Source organism: Pseudomonas sp. B7(2017), from assembly GCF_002112745.1.
In the GTDB taxonomy this organism is placed as follows: Bacteria; Pseudomonadota; Gammaproteobacteria; order Pseudomonadales; family Pseudomonadaceae; genus Aquipseudomonas; species Aquipseudomonas ekonensis.
The window spans coordinates 461,067-480,564 of the sequence record NZ_NEIP01000002.1; the positions used below are offsets into that span (position 1 = coordinate 461,067).

Below are 19,498 nucleotides of genomic sequence, written 5' to 3' on the forward strand. Positions count from 1 at the left end.
CCTATCACAAAAAGGCAGCGTGTCCAGACGCATTTGCCGACTTGTGTTCTCGCCGGTCGACGTTTATACAATCGGCCCGTGCGCTAGCATTCTTATCCTCCCCAAACATGACAAAAAGACGGGAGGATCCTGATGGTTTCCCCGCCGGGAAACCCCTTCCTTTATCGGCAGCATCGGCAAGCAGAGGTCACCCGTGGAGCAAGAAGCCTGGCAGGTATTGATAGTCGAGGACGACCAGCGTCTGGCCGAACTGACCCGCGAATACCTGCAGGCCAACGGTTTGCGGGTGGAGATCGAAGGCAACGGCGCCCTGGCGGCGGCGCGGATCGTCAAGGAGCAGCCGGATCTGGTGATCCTCGACCTGATGCTCCCGGGCGAAGACGGCCTGAGCATCTGCCGCAAGGTGCGCGACCGCTACGACGGGCCGATCCTGATGCTCACCGCCCGCACCGATGACGCCGACCAGATTCTGGGCCTGGACCTGGGCGCCGATGACTACGTCTGCAAACCGGTGCGCCCGCGCCTGCTGTTGGCCCGCATCCAGGCGTTGCTGCGGCGCAGCGAAGCGCCGGAGCCGGCGGCGGAGAAGGCGCGCCGCCTGCAGTTCGGCCCCCTGGTGGTGGACAGCGCGCTGCGCGAGGCCTGGCTGGGCGACAGCGGCATCGAGCTGACCAGCGCCGAGTTCGACCTGCTTTGGCTGTTGGTGTCCAACGCCGGGCGGATCCTGTCCCGGGAGGAAATCTTCACCGCGCTGCGGGGCATCGGCTACGACGGCCAGGACCGTTCGATCGATGTGCGCATTTCGCGGATCCGCCCCAAGATCGGCGATGACCCGGACCATCCGCGGCTGATCAAGACCGTGCGCAGCAAAGGCTACCTGTTCGTGCCGGAAGCCTGCGCAGAACTGCCGCTGTGAATTCGATCTTCCTGCGCATCTACGGCGGCATGTGCGCCGCGCTGATTTTGGTGGCGGTGCTCGGCGTGCTGGCCCTGCACCTGCTCAATCAGGTGCGCAGCGAGCAGTACCGCGAGCGCCTGGCCCATGGCACCTTTTCGCTGATGGCCGACAACCTGCAGCCGATGAACCAAACCGAGCGCCACCGCGCGTTGCTGGTGTGGGAGCGGCTTTTGGGCATTCCCCTGGCGCTGAAGACCTTCGCCCAGACCGACCTTGACCTGACCCAGCGCACCCGCGTGCTGCGCGGCCAGGCCCTGGTGGAGCAGACCGGGCCGCACGCCGCGCGGGTCTACCGGCTGGTCAGCGACAAGGAGCAACTGGTGCTCACCGGCGACGTGCAGCAGATCAGCGAGCAACTGGCGCGGGCGACTATCTATCTGCTGGCCGACGAACTGGTGCGGGTGCCGGTGGGCGACCAGCCCAAGCGGCTGGCGCAACTGAAGGACGACAAGGGCTTCGGCTTCGACCTGCGGCTGGTCACGGTGCAGGACGCCGACATGGACGAAGACCAGAGCCGCCGCGTGGCCGAGGGCGACACGGTAATGGCGCTGGGCAAGGGCGGCGACTCGATCCGGGTGTTCGCCGGCATGGTCGGCACGCCGTGGGTGCTGGAGATCGGCCCGCTGTACCAGATGAACCCTTATCCACCGGAATGGCTGGTGCTGATCGCCGCCCTCGGGCTGACCCTGATCGGCCTGATCGTCTATCTGCTGGTGCGTCAGCTCGAACGGCGCCTGCGCGGCCTGGAGGCGGCGGCCACGCGCATCGCCAAGGGCAGCCTGGAGACCCGCGTGCCGGCGCGGGGCGCCGACTCGGTGGGCAAGTTGGCGGCGGCGTTCAACGGCATGGCCGAGCACCTGCAGCAGCTGTTGGCCATCCAGCGCGAGCTGGTGCGTGCGGTGTCCCATGAGTTGCGCACGCCGGTGGCGCGCCTGCGCTTCGGGCTGGAGATGATCGGCTCGGCCACCACCCCGCAGGCGCTGGAGAAATACCGCGAAGGCATGGACCACGACATCGAGGATCTCGACAAGCTGGTGGACGAGATGCTGACCTATGCGCGGCTGGAGCAAGGCTCGCCGGCGCTGACCTTCCAGCGCATCGACCTTGATGCGTTGGTCAATCAGGTGATCGCCGAGCTGGCGCCGCTGCGCGCCGAGGTCACGGTGCAGCGCGGGCTGTGCCTGTCGGCGGCCGATTGCGACGATGCCTGGGTCGAGGCCGAGCCGCGCTACCTGCACCGGGCGCTGCAGAACCTGGTGCGCAACGCGATGCGGCATGCGCGCTCGAAGGTCACGGTGAGCTATCAGGTGGGCCAGCTGCGCTGCCGGGTGGACGTCGAGGACGATGGGCCCGGTGTGCCGGAGGCGGCGTGGGAGAAGATCTTCACCCCGTTCCTGCGCCTGGACGACAGCCGCACACGGGCGTCCGGCGGGCATGGGCTGGGCTTGTCGATCGTGCGGCGGATCATCCACTGGCACGATGGCCGGGCGCTGATCGGCAAGAGCAAGAGCCTGGGCGGGGCGTGCTTCAGCCTGAGCTGGCCGCGCAATCAGGAACGGCGCTGAGTCCTGCGGTGACGGTGCCATCGTCATCGCGGGCAAGCCCGCTCCCACACTGTGTGACAGTGTCTGCAGGCATGGCATTGCACCGATTGTCCTCAACGGCGTCATCGCCAGCAGGCTGGCTCCCACCGTTTGATGGATGGCACCGGACAATGTGGGAGCCGGCTTGCCGGCGATGGCGGCGGGACAGGCGCTGAAACGTCGGCTGTGCCAGCCTGTTCCTACCTTTCACCGCAGAACCTGTGGGAGCCAGCCTGCTGGCGATGGCGTCAGTGAAGGCTCAATCCTTCAGGAGGGAATGCTGACCAGGCTCAGCAGTTGCCCGTCCTGCACCCCGAACTGCGCCTCCAGTTCCGTGCCGTTACGCCATTCGCCGGACAGGTTCGTCAACAGGCGCAACCGCACGGCGCCTTCCGGCGTCCACTCCAGCACTTCGGCATGCTCGAAGTAGAAGCGCTGCTGCACGATCGGATACAGGGCCTTGAACAGGCTTTCCTTCACCGAGAACGTCATCGTCACGCACAGCGCGATCTGGTCCCTGGGCCCGGCGGCCATGCGCTGCAGTTCCGGCGGGGTGAGAATTTCCCCGGCCAGGCGCTCGGCCCGTTCGGCGTCGAGCAGGTTTTCCAGGTCCATGCCCAGCCCGCGCCAGTGCCGCTTGCGGGCGACGATCGCCGCCGCGCGGCCGGTGCCGTGGGTGATCGAACCGCAGATGTGCGCCGGCCACACCGGGGCGCGGTCCTCGCCGATGGCCGGCACCACGCCTATGCCTTCCAACTGCTGGAGCGCAGCGCGGGCGCAGAGGCGTCCGGCCAAAAACTCGGCCTGACGCTTGGCCACCGAGCGCTGGATGCTCGGCGGGGGCTCGATGGCGGCGCGGGCAAAGTCATCGCCGAGCAGGCGTGACGGGTCGAAACGGGTGCTCAGCAGCACGGTGTCGGGCAGCGTCGTGGGCAACGGCCAATGGGCGTCGAGCGCGGAGCAGCAGGCGGGGAGCAGGGGTTCGGCATTCATGGGGGGCATTTTGCCGGGTGGCCGGTGCTCAGCTCAAGGCCGGCGGCGGATTCATCGCCGGCAGGCTCGCTCCCGCATCGGAACGAGCCTGCCGGCGATGCCTTCGGGTCAACCGAAGATGTTCTTGAAGAAGGCCTGCATGTCCGCCCAGGACTTTTCATCGGCGGCCTTGTTGTAGCCGATGTCCGGGCCGCCATGTTCGCCGTGGCTCAGGCGGTCGGCGTCGGGGTTGCTGAAGCCGTGCTTGGCGCCGTCGAGGGTGACGAAACGGTAGTCGGCCCCGGCCTTGTCCATTTCCGCCTTGAAGGCCGCGACGTTGTCTGGGGTGACCATGCTGTCCAGCGCGCCGTGCTCGACGAGGATCTTCGCCTTGACGCTGCCGGGCGCGGCCGGGGTGCTGGTGGCGAGCGCGCCGTGGAAACTCACCACGCCGGCCAGCGGCACGCCTTGGCGCGCGGCGTTCAGCACCACGCCGCCGCCGAAGCAGTAGCCGATGGCGGCGAGTCTTTGCGGGTCGGTCTGCGGCTGTTTCTTCAACAGGTCCAGGCCGGCCTGGAACCGCGCGCCCGCTGCTGCGCTGTCCTTGAGCGCCGCCTGCATGAAGGCCATGGCGTCCTTGGGGTGCTCGGTGTTCTTGCCGTCGCCGTACATGTCGATGGCCAGGGCGCTGTAGCCCAGCCCGGCGAGGTCGCGGGCGCGGCGCTTGGCGTAGTCGTTCAGCCCCCACCATTCATGCACCACCACCACGCCCGGGCGAGGGCCCTTGAGGGCGTCGTCGTAGGCGTAGTAGCCGATGAGCTTCGTGCCGTCGGCGCTCTGGTAAGGGATCTCCTGGGTCTTGATCGCCGCCTGGCTGAAACCGCTGGCGAGGAGCAGGGTGAGGGCGAGGAACAGGCGCATGGTCGGGTCTCCTGACAGAAAAGGGGTCAAGACAGCCTAGTCCATTTGGTTCAGCGCAGGTTCAGAGAGCGTTCAGGGGCGGTACAGGGGAGGGCCGTTAACCTTGCGCCATACCTGAAGAGCACCCAAGAGGAACATCCGATGACTCGTTTGAACAAACTGCTGCTGGCCTTCACCGTCATGAGCGCAAGCATCGCCGCCCATGCCGATACCACCTCCAACTTCGCCGGCCTGACGTTCGGCCAGACCAGCGACAAAGTGAAGAAGTCCAACGCCCTGAACGAGAACCTGGGTCACCCGGACGCCGACGGCGTGATCGGCAAGGACAACACTTGGGGCGTGCGCCTCGGTCAGCAAAATAGCCAGGGCCGCTACTACGCCACCTACGACACCGTGTCCGGTTCGCACAATGGCATTAAACTGCGCCAGGAAAACCTGCTCGGCAGCTACGATCTGTTCTATCCGGTGGGCGACAGCACCAAACTGTTCGGCGGCGCCACCGCCGGCCTGACCAAGCTGAGCCAGAATTCCCCGGGCTTCAGCCACGACAGCGACATCGGTTACGCCGTCGGCGGCCAATTCGGTGTGTTGCAGCAAGTGTCGCAGAACACCTCGGTGGAACTCGGTTACCGTTACCTGCGCAGCAACGCCAGCACCGAGATGAGCGAGCGCGGCGGCAGCAAGCAGGGCTCGCTGGACTTGACCAGCAGCGCCCAGACGTACCTGTCGGCCAACTACGCTTTCTGAGGCGCGGTTGACTGCAAAGCCCTGTGGGAGCCAGCCTGCTGGCGATGGCGTCCTGACGGTCGACCCTTTGTCGGCTGCCGGACCGCCATCGCCGGCGGGCTGGCTTCCACCTGTTGTGTCCGGAAATATCGATTGACTGGGAGAAGGTCATGAAGCTGTTGGTCGTCGAAGATGAAGCGCTGCTGCGCCATCACCTGCAAACCCGCCTCACGGAAAGCGGCCATGTGGTCGAGTCCGTGGCCAACGCCGAGGAGGCGCTGTACCAGACCGGCCAGTTCAACTTCGATCTGGCGGTGATCGACCTCGGCCTGCCGGGCATGGGCGGGCTGGACCTGATCCGTCAGCTGCGTTCGGGGGGCAAGGCGTTCCCGATCCTGATCCTCACCGCCCGCGGCAACTGGCAGGACAAGGTCGAAGGCCTGGCCGCCGGCGCCGACGACTACGTGGTCAAGCCGTTCCAGTTCGAGGAGCTCGAAGCGCGCCTCAATGCGCTGCTGCGCCGCTCCAGCGGGTTCACCCAGTCGACCATCGTCGCCGGCCCGCTGCTGCTGGACCTCAACCGCAAGCAGGCGACCCTCGACGAACAGCCGCTGGCGCTGACCGCCTACGAGTACCGGATCCTCGAATACCTGATGCGCCACCATCAGCAGGTGGTGCCCAAGGATCGCCTCATGGAGCAACTGTACCCGGATGACGACGAGCGCGATCCGAACGTGATCGAAGTGCTGGTCGGCCGGCTGCGTCGCAAACTGGAAGGCCCGGCCGGGTTCAAGCCGATCGACACCGTGCGCGGCCTGGGCTACCTGTTCAACGAGCGCTGCACTTGATCCGCTCCCTTCGCGTTCGCTTGATGCTCGCCGCCACGACGTTGGCGGTGCTGTTCATGCTCGCCCTGCTGCCGGCGATGCAGGGCGCGTTCAGCCTGGCGCTGCAGGATTCCATCGAGCAGCGCCTGGCGTCGGACGTCACCACGCTGATCTCCGCCGCACGCGTGGAGAACGGTCGCCTGGTGATGCCCACGCAGTTGCCGGACGAGCGCTTCAACCTCGCCGATTTCCGCCTGCTGGGCTACATCTACGACCGCGAAGGGCATCTGGTCTGGCGCTCCAAGGCGACCCAGGAAGAGCAGATCAACTACAAGCCGCGCTACGACGGCCTCGGCAACGAGTTCGCGCGGATCCGCGAGAGCAACGGCCAGGAGTTCTTCGTCTACGACGTCGAAGTCAAGCTGCTGGGCGGCAAGAGCGCGGCGTTCAGCATCGTCGCCCTGCAACCGGTGCGCGAGTACGAAACCACCCTGGAGGGCCTGCGCGAAAATCTCTATCTGGGCTTCGGCGCCGCGTTGCTGGTGCTGCTGGCGCTGCTGTGGATCGGCCTGACCTGGGGCCTCAAGGCCCTGCGCCGGCTCAGCCAGGAGCTGGACGAAATCGAAAGCGGCACCCGCGAGAGCCTCAGCGAACAGCACCCGCGCGAACTGCTGCGCCTGACCGGCTCGCTCAACCGCCTGCTGCACAGCGAACGCCAGCAGCGCAGCCGTTACCGCGACTCCCTCGACGACCTGGCCCACAGCCTGAAAACCCCGCTGGCGGTGCTGCAAGGCGTCAGCGAAGACATGGCCCTGCGCCCCCAGGACCGGGACCAGGCCTGGGTGCTGCAGAACCAGATCGAACGCATGAGCCAGCAGATCAGCTACCAGCTGCAGCGGGCCAGCCTGCGCAAGAGCGGGCTGGTGCGCCATCAGGTGCGCCTGCGCCCGGTGCTGCAGAGCCTGTGCGACACCCTGGACAAGGTCTACCGCGACAAGCGTGTGCGGGTCGCCTTCGACCTGCCCGAGCACTGCTACGTGCCGATCGAGCAGGGCGCCTTGCTGGAAATGATGGGCAACCTGCTGGAGAACGCCTACCGCCTGTGCCTGGGCGAAGTGCGCATCAGCGTGCGCGAGAGCCTGGCCGGGGTCGAGCTGTGCGTGGAAGACGACGGCCCCGGCGTGCCGCAGGATCAGCGTGCACGGATCCTGGAGCGCGGCGAGCGGCTGGACCGGCAGCATCCGGGGCAGGGCATCGGCCTGGCGGTGGTCAAGGACATCATCGAAAGCTACAGCGCCAAGCTGACCTTGGGGGATTCGCCGATGGGCGGGGCGGCGTTCAGGATTCACTTTCCGGCGGTCTGACCGTTGGGCGTTGGTCTTGCGGGCCTCATCGCGGGCAAGCCCGCTCCCACAGTTTTTTTGGGGTACTTGTCCCCTATGGGCGACCAGGATCCCTTGTGGGAGCTGGCTTGCCAGCGATAGCGGTGGATCAGGCGCCGCAGGGCATAGTCAAGACAGTTGCTCCCACAGGTTCCGCGGTCTGCACAACAGTGGTGAACACCCACGATCACTGTGGGAGCGGGCTTGCCCGCGAAGGGGCCATTCGATCCGGTCGAATATCCGGCTCAATGCTCCTGCGCCCGGTAAGCCCCCGGCGTCAGACCCGTCCACTTCTTGAAGGCCCGGTGAAACGCCGACGGCTCGGAAAACCCCAACTGCTCGGCGATCGCCTGCAACGACAGATCGGCCCGTCCCAGGTGGTAGATGGCGATATCCCGCCGCAGCTGATCCTTGAGCTCCTGAAAGCTGGTGCCTTCCTCGCGCAGGTGCCGGCGCAGGGTCTGCGGGCTGATGTGCAGGTGCGCCGCCACCGCTTCCAGGTCCGGCCAGCGCGCGCTGTCCTGGCTGAGCAGGCGACGCAGCCGGCTGCTGAGGCTGTTGCCGTCGTCCGGGCGCGACAGCAGGTCGGCGGGGGAGCGTTCGAGGAAATGCTTGAGGGTGCGCTCGTCCTGCAGCAGCGGCATGTTCAGGTAGCGGCTGTGGAAGCGCAGGCTGCTTTGCCCGGCCGAGAACGACAACGGGCAGGAGAACAGCAGATCGTACTCGGCGCCGTGGGCAGGCTTGGGGTAGCTGAATGTCGCCTGCTCCAGGCGGATCCGCTGGCCGATCATCCAGCTGCCCAGGCGATGCCAGATCACCAGCAGGCTTTCGGTCAGAAAGTGATCCGGATCCCACAACTGCGAATCGTCCAGGCTCAGGCGCACCCACTCGTCCTCGCGGTGCAGGGTCAGGCGCGGGGCCTCGGGGAATAGGCTATAAAACAATAAACCGCGGTTGAGCGCCTTCTCCAGCGTGCGGCAATGGATCACGGCATGGCACATCATGGCGAAGCTGCCGGGTTTGCTCGGCGCCCGGCCGAAGCCCAGGTACTCGTCGTCCAGCGCCAGCCACAGGCCCTGGATCAGCCGGGTGAACTGCTCAGGGGCGATTCGCGCGCGCGGCTCCTCCAGCAGTTCGGGGCTGATGCCCAGCTGCTGCAGCAACGGCGAGCAGTCGTGGCCCGCACGCTGCGCGCCGACCAGGGCGGCGCGGGCGAAATGGCTGGCAATGGTGCGTTCGCGCATAAGCGGCAAGTCCTCCCTCAGGCGACGGATGGTAGCTGGCGGCCCGAACGTGCAACAAGGCGGATTTCCGCCAAATTGTAGGACGAGAGCGGGCGTGTTGGCGGAAATCCGCCACGTCGAGTCGGCGCAACGGTGACCGTGATCGGGCCGCAATCCCTGATATCAAAAGGCTTTCAGCGAAATGCGCCAAAGTGGCACGCGGTTTGCGATACAAGCGCCAGAAGCGTGCGCCGAGCCGGTCCGGAAAGCGTCGCTCGACACAACAAATCCCTCCAGTGCAGGAGGGTTCGCAATTCAAGTGTCGTGTTCAACAGATGGATGTTGCCCGCGGGACTCTTGAGGAAACTTGCAATGACGACTCGTCAGCCACTGTACAAATCCCTGTATTTCCAGGTGATCGTCGCAATCTGCATCGGTATCGCGCTCGGCCACTACTATCCGCAGCTCGGTGTGGCCGTAAAGCCGCTGGGTGACGGGTTCATCAAACTGATCAAAATGATCATCGCCCCGATTATCTTCTGCACCGTCGTCAGCGGCATCGCCGGCATGCAGAACATGAAATCGGTCGGCAAGACCGGCGGCTACGCGCTCCTGTACTTCGAAATCGTTTCGACCATCGCCCTGCTGGTCGGCCTGGTCGTGGTCAACATCGTGCAGCCCGGCAACGGCATGCACGTCGACGTGAGCACCCTGGACGCCTCGAAAGTCGCGACCTACGTGCAGCAAGGCGCCGAGCAGAGCGTCGTGGGCTTCCTGCTCAACGTGATCCCGAGCACCATCGTCGGCGCCTTCGCCACCGGCGACATCCTGCAAGTGCTGATGTTCTCGGTGATCTTCGGTTTCGCCCTGCACCGCCTGGGCGCCTACGGCAAGCCGATCCTCGACTTCATCGATCGCTTCGCCCACGTGATGTTCAACATCATCAACATGATCATGAAGCTTGCGCCGATCGGTGCCTTCGGTGCGATGGCGTTCACCATCGGCGCCTACGGCGTCGGCTCGCTGGTGCAGTTGGGTCAACTGATGGCGTGCTTCTACATCACGTGCCTGGCGTTCATCCTGATCGTGCTCGGCGCCATCGCCCGCATGCACGGCTTCAGCGTGCTGAAGATGATCCGCTACATCCGTGAAGAGCTGCTGATCGTGCTCGGCACCTCGTCGTCGGAATCGGTGCTGCCGCGCATGCTGATCAAGATGGAGCGTCTGGGCGCGAAGAAATCCGTCGTGGGTCTGGTGATCCCGACCGGCTACTCGTTCAACCTCGACGGCACCGCGATCTACCTGACCATGGCCGCCGTGTTCATCGCCCAGGCCACCGACACGCACATGGACATCACCCATCAGATCACCCTGCTGGTGGTGTTGCTGCTGTCCTCCAAAGGCGCGGCCGGCGTGACCGGTTCGGGCTTCATCGTGCTGGCGGCCACGCTGTCGGCCGTCGGTCACCTGCCGGTGGCCGGCCTGGCGCTGATCCTGGGCATCGACCGCTTCATGTCCGAAGCCCGTGCGTTGACCAACCTGGTCGGCAACGCCGTCGCCACCATCGTGGTCGCCAAGTGGGTCAAGGAGCTGGACACCGACGTACTGCAGGCCGAGCTGGCCTCGGGCGGTCGCGGCATCGCCGATACCCGTCCGGAAGACGACCTGGGCGTGGCCGAAGGCGCGACCCCAAGCAGCGTCAAGTAACGCTGGCGTCATGAAGAAACCCGCTGCGGCGGGTTTTTTCTTGCCTGCGGTTTGAGCGCAACGGTCACTGCCGCTGACGCATCCGGTGATTGCCGCCCCGGCCGGGGCTGCCTAGGCTGCTGGGATCGTTCACGGAGATCGCCCATGTCCGCACCGCTGGCCTCACTGAAAATCCTGGATTTCTCGACCCTGCTGCCGGGGCCGTTCGCGTCGCTGCTGCTGGCGGACATGGGCGCCGAGGTGCTGCGCATCGAATCTCCGATCCGCCTGGATCTGGTGCGGGTGCTGCCGCCCCACGATCACGGGATATCGGCCAGCCACGCCTACCTCAACCGCAACAAGCGCAGCCTGGCCCTGGACCTGAAGCAGCCCGAAGCGCTGGAGGTGATCAAGCGTTTGCTGGCGGACTACGACATCGTGCTGGAGCAGTTCCGTCCCGGCGTGATGGAGCGCCTGGGGCTGGGCTATGAGGCACTGAAGGCGATCAACCCCCGGCTGATCTACGTGTCGATCACCGGCTACGGCCAGACCGGCCCTTACAAGGATCGCGCCGGCCACGACATCAATTACCTGGCCCTGGCCGGGCTCTCCAGCCACACCGGGCGCGCCGACAGCGGGCCGTTGCCGCTGGGCATGCAGGTGGCGGATATCGCCGGCGGCTCGCTGCACGGGGTGATCGGTTTGCTGGCGGCGGTGATTTCTCGCCAGCAGAGCGGGCAGGGCACACACCTGGACGTGAGCATGACCGACTGCGCCTTCAGCCTGAACGCCATGGCCGGCGCCGGGTATCTGGCGTGTGGTGAACTACCGGGCTGGGAAGATCAGATGCTCAATGGCGGCAGCTTCTACGATTACTACCGCTCCCGGGATGGGCGCTGGATGTCGGTGGGCAGCCTGGAGCCGGCCTTCATGCAGCAACTGTGTGCGGCGCTGGGGCGGCCGGAACTGGCGGCCCAGGGTTTGTCACCCAAGCCGCAGCAGCAACGGGCGCTCAAGGAGGCCTTGAAGGTCGAGTTCGAGAAACATGACTTTGCCGACCTGTGCGAGCTGTTCGCCGGCATCGATGCCTGCGTCGAACCGGTGTTGAATCTGGGCGAGGCGGTGGGGCATCCGCAGTTGCAGGCGCGGGCGCTGGTGGCGCAGGTACCGCGTGGGGACGGCACGGCCCAGGCGCAGATTGCTTGCCCGCTGAAGTTCTCCGAAGCGTTGCCGCCGCCGCGGCATGTCGGGGCGGCGCTGGGGGCGCATACGGATCAGGTGCTGGAGGGGTTGGGCTTCGCTGCTGCGGAGATCGAGGCGCTGCGGCAGGCCAAGGTGGTGCTCTAGCGGCTGTCCCGGCCCTTTGCCAGCAGGGGATGTGTGAACGCCAAAGATCCAGTGTGGGAGCCAGCCTGCTGGCGATCGGGCCGGAACAGGCGCCACAGGATCCGCGCTATTCGACCCGCATCTCCCCGCTGAACACCAAGGTGTTCCGGCATCTGCGGCACAGGTACCGTCGCCCCTGCCTGACCAGGCTATGGCGCTGGGCCGTGAACGGGAAGTCGCTGTCGGCGCACGGGCACTTGTAGATGTAGCGGGTCACGCTGCGGCGCTTGACCTCATAGGTGTGGCAGCGGTCGGGCGGCAATTCGTAGACGCCGCGCATGATCAGCTGCCATTCCTCGCCGTGGGGCTGGATGCGGTCGCCGAACAGTTGATGGGCGATCAGGTGCGCGACCTCATGGGCCACGGTCTGCTTGAGGAAATGCTCGGTGTTTTCCCGGTACAGCTGCGGGTTGAAGCGCAGCAGGTTCTCGTGCAGGTGCGCGACCCCGGCTTTTTGCCCGCGCAGCTTGAGGCTCACCACGGGGCGCTTGAAAGGACGTTTGAAAAAGGATTCGGCGAGTTGGAAACAGTCTTCGACGCGGGTATTGAGTTGCTCGGGCATGCTTGATGGATCTCCAGAGGCTTGGAGTATGCCGCAACCTTCCGGCCTTGCGCATCGCCGGACCGCCGAATGGTCGCGGCTTTCCCGGGCATGAGAAGGCCGCCTTGCGGCGGCCTGGTGTTGGCGGATCTTGTTCTTTTCGGGGGGATCGCTAGTTGGTGTAGACCGGGCCCACGCCCAGCCCCCAGACAATCACGGTGAACGCCATGATGGCCACCAGCACCACCAGGCCTACCGCCAGCACCGAGCTGGAAAACAGGAATCCCTCATCGGTCGGTATGTTCATGAAGGTGGGCAGGCCCACGTAGAGCAGGTACACCGTGTAGCAGATGGCCGCCGTGCCGACGATCATCCCCAGCCACATGTGCGGATACAGCGCCGCCAGCCCGCCGACGAACAGCGGCGTCGCGGTGTAGGTGGCGAAGGCCACGCAACGGGCCAGGCTCGGGTTGGCGTCGTAGGTGCGGGCCATCCAGTGGATGAACGCGCCCATGACCGCCACGCCGCCGAGCATCGCCAGGTACGACATGATCGTCATCCACAGCGCGCTCTCGAGGGTCAGCATCACCGGCGCACGGCTGCCGATCACCCAGCCGACCTGGGTCGTGCCGATGAACGCCGAGACCGCCGGGATCGCCGCCAGGATCAGCGTGTGCGTCAGGTACATGTGGCTGATGCTTTCTTCCTGGTCGCCACGGATTTCCTTCCATTCCTGATCGGGGTGGGTGAAGAGCCCCACTACGTGATGGATCATGCCAGTCACTCCTCTTTGTATTGCCATCGCCCCCCAACGGAGCGCCTTCGGGCCAAGGTGGCCGAGCAAATTCAGGTCTCCAGACATCGATGCGACCTTATGTCGCAGTATAGGAAGGTCTTGACCGCACAGGGTGTAGGGGCTTAGAGCAAATCGCGCTGTAAACCCAGGGCTTAATCGCCGCAGGGACTTGAGCCGCCGGCGCAGCGACAGACCCGCGGCCCTTCGCCCGGGCGGCGTTTTTGCGTAAAATGCCCGCCCTTCGTCACACCTCACGGATTTCGCGTCATGGGCACTCTCACCGTCAACCAGAACAAACTGCAAAAGCGCCTGCGCCGCCTGGCCGGCGAAGCGGTCGCCGACTTCAACATGATCGAGGACGGCGACAAGGTGATGGTCTGCCTGTCCGGGGGCAAAGACAGCTACACCATGCTCGATGTGCTGATGCACCTGCAGAAGGTCGCGCCGGTCAAGTTCGAGATCGTCGCGGTGAACATGGACCAGAAGCAGCCGGGTTTCCCCGAGCACGTCCTGCCGGCCTACCTCAAAGAGCTGGGCATCGAGTACCACATCGTCGAGAAGGACACCTACTCGGTGGTCAAGGAACTGGTGCCGGAAGGCAAGACCACCTGCTCGCTGTGCTCGCGCCTGCGCCGCGGCACGCTGTACACCTTCGCCGACGAGATCGGCGCGACCAAGATGGCCTTGGGGCACCACCGCGACGACATCGTCGAGACGTTCTTCCTGAACATGTTCTTCAACGGCACCCTCAAGGCCATGCCGCCCAAGCTGCGCGCCGACGACGGCCGCAACGTGGTGATCCGCCCCCTGGCCTACTGCAACGAGAAGGACATCCAGGCCTACTCGGACTTCAAGCAGTTCCCGATCATCCCGTGCAACCTGTGCGGATCCCAGGAAAACCTGCAGCGCCAGGTGGTCAAGGAAATGCTCCAGGACTGGGAACGCAAGACCCCGGGCCGCACCGAAAGCATCTTCCGCAGCCTGCAGAACGTGGTGCCGTCGCAACTGGCCGACCGCAACCTGTTCGACTTCACCAGCCTGAAGATCGACGAGACGGCGGCTTCGCGCTTCGTCAACGTCGTCAATCTCTAGGCCCCGTCAAGGTGGGAGCCAGCCTGCTGGCGATGGCGGTGGGTCAGGCTCCGGTGATGTTGGATGTGCCGGCCTCATCGCTGGCAAGCCAGCTCCCACAGGGATTCTGCTATAGCCGGGAACCCTGTGGGCCGGCAGGCTGGCTCCCACTGTCGTTTGTGTTCTCGGGCGACATTCATTTCAGACCTCAGGAGAGGGCATGCGCGACTACAAGTGGCTGCACGAATACTGTCTGAACCGTTTCGGTTCGGCGGCCGAACTGGAAGCCCACCTGCCTGTCCCCAAGACCGCGGCGCAACTGCGTGCGGTGGGCGACGACCGCTACCTGTCGACCATGGCCCTGCGAGTGTTCCGCGCCGGGCTCAAGCACAGCCTGGTGGACGCCAAGTGGCCGGCCTTCGAGGAGGTGTTCTTCGGCTTCGACCCGGAAAAGGTCGTGCTGATGAGCGCCGAGCACCTTGAGCGCCTGATGCAGGACGCGCGGATCATCCGCCACCTGGGCAAGCTCAAGAGCGTGCCGCGCAATGCGCAGTTCATCCTGGACGTGGAGAAAGAGAAGGGCAGCTTCGGCGCCTTGCTCGCCGACTGGCCGGTGACCGACATCGTCGGCCTGTGGACGTACCTGAAAAAGCGCGGCCACCAACTGGGCGGGCTGTCGGCGCCGCGGTTCCTGCGGATGGCCGGCAAGGACACCTTCGTGCCGAGCTACGACGTGGTGGCGGCGCTGAACGCCCAAGGCATCATCGACAAGGTGCCGAGCAGCCTGCGCGACCTGGCCACGGTGCAGGACGCCTTCAACCGCTGGCACGAAGAGAGCGGCGGACGGCCGATGAGCCAGATCTCGATGATGCTGGCCTATACCGTCAATCATTAAGATCGGGGTTGTCTGCGATCGCCAGCAGGCTGGCTCCTACAGGGGATTTGTGAGCACCGCAGATCCCGTGTGGGAGCCAGCCTGCTGGCGATGGCGAGCGGTCAGGCGACGCTGACCTCGCCTTCGCCCGCCCGCTTGCGGTCCAGCTGATACCGCCACCGCACATACAGCAGCGCCGAGCAGAACACCGCCAGGCTGGCGATCATCTCCAGCACGCCGAACAGCTGACGGCCCGGGTCATACGCGGCCAGCGCGCCCTTGATGAAGTACAGGTTCACCGCAAAGCACATCCACGAATGCCCCCGCGGGCTGCCCGTGACCATGCCCGGCGCGAGCACGATCCACGGGATCAGCTCGATCAGCAGGATCACCCAGGGGCGCGCGCCGTGCAGGTCGGCGAACACCAGGTAGTAGGCGGCGAGCAGTCCGGCCAGGGCGAAGAAGCACAGCAGGCTGACGATCCGCATCACCCACACCCGCGGCGCGAGCCATTCGACGGCGGGCAAGACTTTGGGCTTTTTCGCCATCCTCAGCTCCCCAGCTTCTGCGCGGTTTTCGCCAGGCGTGCGCCCAAGGCGCGGCACAGCGCGATTTCGTGGCTGTCCAGGCCGCTCTTGCCGTCGGCCCCGGCATGGTGGCTGGCGCCGTACGGCGTGCCGCCGCCCTGGGTCTCCAGCAGCGCCGATTCGCTGTAGGGCAGGCCGGTGATCAGCATGCCGTGATGCAGCAGCGGCAGCATCATCGACAGCAGCGTGGTCTCCTGGCCGCCGTGCAGGCTGGCGGTGGAGGTGAAGACGCCGGCCGGCTTGCCCACCAGGGCGCCGGTCAGCCAGAGGTTGCTGGTGCCGTCGAGGAAGTACTTGAGCGGCGCGGCCATGTTGCCGAAGCGGGTCGGGCTGCCCAGGGCCAGGCCGGCGCAGTTCTTCAGGTCGTCCAGCGTGGCGTACAGCGCGCCTTCGTCGGGAATGTCCGGCGCCACCGCTTCGCACTCGGCGGAGATCGCCGGCACGGTGCGCAGGCGCGCTTCGAGCCCGGCCTGTTCGACGCCGCGGGCGATTTGCCGGGCCATCTCGTTGGTCGAGCCGCTGCGGCTGTAATACAGGACCAGAATGTACGGATCGCTCACGGCAGCAGCTCCAGGACCCGCTCCGGCGGACGGCCGATGACGGCCTTGTCGCCGGCTTCGAGGATCGGGCGCTCCATCAGTTTCGGATGGTCCGCGATGGCGGCGATCAGTTGTTCTTCGCTGAGGCTGCTGTCGGCCAGCTGAAGCGTTTTGTATTCATCTTCGCCGGTGCGCAGCAGTTGCCGGGCGCCGATCCCCAGCTTGCCGAGCAAGGCCTTGATCTGCGCGGCGTCCAGCGGGGTTTCGAGGTAACGCACCACGTTCGGGGTCAGGCCACGGGCTTCGAGCAGTTCGAGTGCGCCACGGGATTTCGAGCAGCGCGGGTTGTGATAGAGCGTCAGATCGGTCATGGCGGGTCGCTTATGGCGTAAAGTGGCGGCTATTCTAACTGTGCAGCGCGCAATCCAGAACCTCGGGAGGCGACGGGTCGCAGGCGCATTCAATTTTTCACAAGGAACATGACATGACACGGCGACTGGCAGCGGCATTGACGATCATCGGAGCGTTGATGCTGGGGGGCTGCGGTAACGACTATGGCATCGATCAGAACGGGCAGAAAGTGGCCTCCGAGCGCCTCGACAAGCAGTGGGTGGTGCTCAACTACTGGGCCGAATGGTGCGGCCCGTGCCGCACCGAGATCCCGGAGCTCAACCACTTGGCCGAGCAGCTCAAGGACAGGAAGATCGGCGTGTTCGGGGTCAACTTCGACAACGTGCAAGGTGAGGAGCTCAAAGGCGCCAGCGAGAAGCTGGGCATCCGCTTCACCGTGCTGGCGCAGGATCCGGCGGACCTGTTCGAACTGCCGCGCAGCGAGGCCTTGCCGGTGACCTACATCATCGACAACAAGGGCAAGGTGCGTGAGCAGTTGCTGGGCGAGCAGACGGCGGCGGGGGTGATGGCGAAGCTGGAGGCGCTGAAGGCGACCAACTGAAGGGGCGCTGTGGCGAGGGAACGTGCTCCCTCGCCGCAAAACGGGTTCAGCCTTCTTCCAGCCACCAGCGCAACGGCTTGCCTTCGACGGGCCAGAAGCGCATCTGCTCGATCGGCGAGACGTCCCAGCGCTCGACCTTCTCCAGCGCCTGCAAGAAGCGCTGTTCCTGCTCCATCAGCGCCGGCGCGCATTGCTTGCGGGTCTTGCCGATCTTGCCGAAGCTCAGTTTGTCGCCGTCCAGGGTGTACGGCGCGAACCAATGGTTGCAGCCGCCGTTGCCGTAGGCCCGGCCATCGTCGCCCAGGGTGACGGTCAAGTGGCTGTAGTCCATCAGCGGGCGTTCGCCGATCCATTCCAGGATGTAGCTGCGGTTCTGCTGCAGCTGCACCGGCTCGGCGGCGCACCCGGCGAGGCCGGCACCGACGGCGGCGGTCAGGGCCAGGTGTTTCATCACGCGGACTCCCGGCAGCTCGGGCACACATGCTTGCCGCCCACGGCCTGCCAGCCCAGTTCGGCGATGCGTGCGGTGGCGGCGGCCGTCTCGGCCGGCTTGCCGAGCTTGGCGTCCACCGCGAACTCGAAGCTCAGGGCTTTGGCGCACGCATCGCAGTTGACCTGCCAGGTGTGGATCGCCAGTTCGCCGAACACCGGCCCCTGGGTCATCGCGGTCCATTGGCCCGGCGGGTTGATCAGGTGGCGGACGGTTTCGACGGTCAGGCGCATGGACAGGTCCTTGCTGCCCTTGAGGGTGACCACCAGGACGTCGCCGACGCGGATCGAGCCGCCGTTGCCGGTGACCTGATAGCGGCCCGGCACGATGGCGCGGCATTCGGTGAGGGTGTGTTGCGGGTTCATCAGGGTGTAGCGGAAATCGTGTTCGACCATGGAGCCTCCAAATATGCGCGACATGCTAGCACGGGCCGGATTGCAGAATGACGCGCGCTTGCGACCTTCGATCCGGTTCAAACCGGCACCGCAGTCATGGCAAACTGCCGCTTCTTTTTTCTAAGGAACGGAACATGGCGCTGATCGAATGTTATGAATGCAAGCGCAGTATCAGCTCGCAGACGTCGGCGTGCATCCATTGCGGAGCCCCGCTGGAGCAGGGCGCGGCCGGCGCTGAAGCAACGAAGTCGCCGATTTCCTTTGGCCGCCTGCCGCGCAACGAATCCGTTCCCGAAGCTCCGATCGCGCCCGCAGCGCCTGCGCCGCAGCCACGGGCCACGCCGGCGGCGGCCGGTCGCCGCCGGCGTGCGCAGGCGGCGCAACCGGTCGAGCCTCAGTTGAACGCCGACGGTTCGCGGCCGGTGGAAGGCTGGCTGAAGATCATGGTGTTCCTGCTGCCGGGCTTTTTTGTCTGGTTCCTGCTGCGCAGCGGCCACTCGGCCAAACAGCGGCTGCTGGGCTTCGGTTGGCTGGCGTTGCTGATCCTGGCGTCGTCGCTCAAGCCGTCCTGAGCCGGCTCAGGCCTCGACCCGGTTCTGCGGCGCGCCCTGCGCCCAGGCGGCGATGTTGCGCAGGGTCGTCTCGGCGATCGCCCCCAGGGCCTCGTGGGTCAGGAAGGCCTGGTGGGCGGTGACGATCACATTGGGGAAGGTCAGCAGGCGGGCGAGGACATCGTCCTGCAGCGGCAGGTCGGAGCGGTCTTCGAAGAACAGCTGCGCCTCCTCCTCATAGACGTCCAGCCCCAGATACCCCAACTGGCCGTCCTTCAGGGCGTCGATCAGCGCGGGTGTGTCGACCAGCCCGCCGCGCCCTGTGTTGATCAGCATCGTCCCCGGTTGCAGGCACGCCAGCGATTGGCGGTTGATCAGGTGCTTGCTCTGCGCGTTCAGCGGGCAGTGCAGGCTGATGATCCGTGACCGGGCCAGCAGCTCGGGCAGGCTCAGGTAGCGGGCCCCCAGCGCTTCGACGGCGGGGTTGGGGTACGGGTCGTAGGCCAGCAGTTCGCAGCCGAAGCCGTGCATGATCTTGGCGAACGTGGCGCCGATCTGCCCGGTGCCGACGATGCCGACGGTCTTGCCCACCAGATCGAAGCCGGTCAGGCCGTGCAGGCTGAAATCGCCTTCGCGGGTGCGGTTGTAGGCGCGGTGCAGGCGCCGGTTGAGCGCCAGGATCAACGCCACCGCGTGTTCGGCCACGGCATGGGGCGAGTAGGCGGGCACCCGCACGACCGCCAGTCCCAGGCGCCGGGCGGCGGCCAGGTCGACGTGGTTGTAGCCGGCCGAACGCAGCGCGATCAGCCGCGTGCCGCCGGCGGCCAGACGTTCCAGCACCGGTGCGCCGAGGTCGTCGTTGATGAAGGCGCAGACCACCTCGTGATGCTCGGCCAGCGCGGCGGTGTCCAGGCACAGCCGCGCCGGCTGGAAGTGCAGCTCGATGCCGTCCGGGCAGGGGGCGGCGAGGAAACTGTCGCGGTCATACGTCTGGCTGCTGAAAACGATCGTGCGCATGCTGGCCTCCTGAAACCGGGT

The 19,498-nt window shown here is 65.8% G+C and carries 22 protein-coding genes; 11 read left to right on the top strand and 11 right to left on the bottom strand.

The window, feature by feature from the left end:
- Positions 1–193 precede the first annotated feature (193 nt).
- Positions 194–916 (top strand): response regulator, encoded by a 723-nt coding sequence (locus tag CAG29_RS05570; RefSeq protein WP_085578203.1) that lies wholly within the window; start codon positions 194–196, stop codon positions 914–916.
- Entirely contained in the window at positions 913–2,523 is a 1,611-nt protein-coding gene (locus tag CAG29_RS05575; RefSeq protein ID WP_085578202.1) for an ATP-binding protein, read from the top strand. Before CAG29_RS05570 ends, CAG29_RS05575 begins: the two co-directional genes overlap by 4 nt.
- A 285-nt stretch (positions 2,524–2,808) precedes the next feature.
- Here the strand turns inward: CAG29_RS05575 and CAG29_RS05580 are convergent, their stop codons facing one another.
- The gene (locus tag CAG29_RS05580) at positions 2,809–3,534 is read right to left on the bottom strand and encodes a 4'-phosphopantetheinyl transferase (RefSeq protein WP_085693940.1); all 726 of its coding nucleotides are present in this window, start codon (positions 3,532–3,534) and stop codon (positions 2,809–2,811) included.
- A gap of 108 nt (positions 3,535–3,642) precedes the next feature.
- The gene (locus CAG29_RS05585; protein WP_085693942.1) at positions 3,643–4,434 is read right to left on the bottom strand and encodes a dienelactone hydrolase family protein; all 792 of its coding nucleotides are present in this window, start codon (positions 4,432–4,434) and stop codon (positions 3,643–3,645) included.
- A 141-nt stretch (positions 4,435–4,575) separates the two neighbouring features.
- Here CAG29_RS05585 and CAG29_RS05590 point away from each other — a divergent pair, with 141 nt between their 5' ends.
- The 3 genes from CAG29_RS05590 (at position 4,576) to CAG29_RS05600 (ending at position 7,351) form a co-directional block, all read left to right on the top strand.
- Positions 4,576–5,181, top strand: a complete 606-nt coding sequence (locus CAG29_RS05590; protein ID WP_085578199.1) for a hypothetical protein — start codon at positions 4,576–4,578, stop codon at positions 5,179–5,181.
- Positions 5,182–5,330: 149 nt separating this feature from the next.
- On the top strand, positions 5,331–6,008 hold the full coding sequence (locus CAG29_RS05595; RefSeq protein WP_085578198.1) for a response regulator transcription factor: 678 nt from the start codon (positions 5,331–5,333) through the stop codon (positions 6,006–6,008).
- Positions 6,005–7,351, top strand: coding sequence for an ATP-binding protein (locus CAG29_RS05600; protein WP_085578197.1), 1,347 nt, complete (start codon positions 6,005–6,007; stop codon positions 7,349–7,351). The genes CAG29_RS05595 and CAG29_RS05600 overlap by 4 nt, the downstream gene beginning before the upstream one ends.
- Before the next feature lie 263 nt (positions 7,352–7,614).
- On the opposite strand, the gene CAG29_RS05605 is transcribed toward CAG29_RS05600, so the two are convergent.
- Entirely contained in the window at positions 7,615–8,613 is a 999-nt protein-coding gene (locus CAG29_RS05605) for an AraC family transcriptional regulator (RefSeq protein ID WP_085629633.1), read from the bottom strand.
- 351 nt (positions 8,614–8,964) lie between these two features.
- Here CAG29_RS05605 and CAG29_RS05610 point away from each other — a divergent pair, with 351 nt between their 5' ends.
- Both CAG29_RS05610 and CAG29_RS05615 read left to right on the top strand, forming a co-directional pair.
- Complete coding sequence (locus CAG29_RS05610) at positions 8,965–10,299, top strand: dicarboxylate/amino acid:cation symporter (protein ID WP_085578195.1); 1,335 nt, start codon at positions 8,965–8,967, stop codon at positions 10,297–10,299.
- A gap of 144 nt (positions 10,300–10,443) precedes the next feature.
- Entirely contained in the window at positions 10,444–11,625 is a 1,182-nt protein-coding gene (locus CAG29_RS05615) for a CaiB/BaiF CoA-transferase family protein (RefSeq protein WP_085693944.1), read from the top strand.
- A 106-nt stretch (positions 11,626–11,731) separates the two neighbouring features.
- On the opposite strand, the gene CAG29_RS05620 is transcribed toward CAG29_RS05615, so the two are convergent.
- Both CAG29_RS05620 and CAG29_RS05625 read right to left on the bottom strand, forming a co-directional pair.
- Positions 11,732–12,226: a SprT family zinc-dependent metalloprotease gene (locus tag CAG29_RS05620; RefSeq protein ID WP_085578193.1), complete on the bottom strand. Its 495-nt coding sequence runs from the start codon at positions 12,224–12,226 to the stop codon at positions 11,732–11,734.
- A gap of 151 nt (positions 12,227–12,377) precedes the next feature.
- Positions 12,378–12,980: a Yip1 family protein gene (locus CAG29_RS05625; protein ID WP_085578192.1), complete on the bottom strand. Its 603-nt coding sequence runs from the start codon at positions 12,978–12,980 to the stop codon at positions 12,378–12,380.
- A 288-nt stretch (positions 12,981–13,268) separates the two neighbouring features.
- Between CAG29_RS05625 and ttcA the strand changes: the two genes are divergently transcribed.
- Both ttcA and CAG29_RS05635 read left to right on the top strand, forming a co-directional pair.
- Positions 13,269–14,093: a tRNA 2-thiocytidine(32) synthetase TtcA gene (ttcA, locus tag CAG29_RS05630; RefSeq protein WP_085578191.1), complete on the top strand. Its 825-nt coding sequence runs from the start codon at positions 13,269–13,271 to the stop codon at positions 14,091–14,093.
- Positions 14,094–14,292: 199 nt separating this feature from the next.
- Entirely contained in the window at positions 14,293–14,967 is a 675-nt protein-coding gene (locus CAG29_RS05635) for a DNA-3-methyladenine glycosylase I (protein WP_085629637.1), read from the top strand.
- Between the two features lie 101 nt (positions 14,968–15,068).
- Here CAG29_RS05635 and CAG29_RS05640 read toward each other — a convergent pair whose 3' ends face one another.
- Genes CAG29_RS05640 through arsC form a run of 3 tightly spaced genes read right to left on the bottom strand, consistent with a single transcriptional unit; the run spans position 15,069 to position 16,443 of the window.
- Entirely contained in the window at positions 15,069–15,494 is a 426-nt protein-coding gene (locus CAG29_RS05640; protein ID WP_085693946.1) for a DUF2069 domain-containing protein, read from the bottom strand.
- Positions 15,495–15,496: 2 nt separating this feature from the next.
- The gene (gene wrbA / locus CAG29_RS05645; RefSeq protein ID WP_085578188.1) at positions 15,497–16,093 is read right to left on the bottom strand and encodes an NAD(P)H:quinone oxidoreductase; all 597 of its coding nucleotides are present in this window, start codon (positions 16,091–16,093) and stop codon (positions 15,497–15,499) included.
- Positions 16,090–16,443, bottom strand: a complete 354-nt coding sequence (arsC, locus tag CAG29_RS05650; RefSeq protein WP_085578187.1) for an arsenate reductase (glutaredoxin) — start codon at positions 16,441–16,443, stop codon at positions 16,090–16,092. The genes wrbA and arsC overlap by 4 nt, the downstream gene beginning before the upstream one ends.
- A 113-nt stretch (positions 16,444–16,556) precedes the next feature.
- On the opposite strand from arsC, the gene CAG29_RS05655 reads away from it, so the two are divergent.
- Positions 16,557–17,024, top strand: a complete 468-nt coding sequence (locus tag CAG29_RS05655) for a TlpA disulfide reductase family protein (protein WP_085578186.1) — start codon at positions 16,557–16,559, stop codon at positions 17,022–17,024.
- Between the two features lie 46 nt (positions 17,025–17,070).
- On the opposite strand, the gene CAG29_RS05660 is transcribed toward CAG29_RS05655, so the two are convergent.
- Together CAG29_RS05660 and CAG29_RS05665 are read right to left on the bottom strand one after the other, a co-directional pair.
- Positions 17,071–17,475 carry an META domain-containing protein gene (locus tag CAG29_RS05660; protein WP_085578185.1) on the bottom strand — a complete coding sequence of 135 codons (405 nt, stop codon included), beginning with the start codon at positions 17,473–17,475 and terminating at the stop codon, positions 17,071–17,073.
- Positions 17,475–17,909 (bottom strand): hypothetical protein, encoded by a 435-nt coding sequence (locus CAG29_RS05665; protein ID WP_085578184.1) that lies wholly within the window; start codon positions 17,907–17,909, stop codon positions 17,475–17,477. Before CAG29_RS05665 ends, CAG29_RS05660 begins: the two co-directional genes overlap by 1 nt.
- A gap of 134 nt (positions 17,910–18,043) precedes the next feature.
- Between CAG29_RS05665 and CAG29_RS05670 the strand changes: the two genes are divergently transcribed.
- Complete coding sequence (locus CAG29_RS05670) at positions 18,044–18,481, top strand: hypothetical protein (RefSeq protein WP_085578183.1); 438 nt, start codon at positions 18,044–18,046, stop codon at positions 18,479–18,481.
- Between the two features lie 6 nt (positions 18,482–18,487).
- On the opposite strand, the gene CAG29_RS05675 is transcribed toward CAG29_RS05670, so the two are convergent.
- Positions 18,488–19,477 (bottom strand): 2-hydroxyacid dehydrogenase, encoded by a 990-nt coding sequence (locus tag CAG29_RS05675; protein WP_085578182.1) that lies wholly within the window; start codon positions 19,475–19,477, stop codon positions 18,488–18,490.
- Between the last annotated feature and the right edge of the window lie 21 nt (positions 19,478–19,498).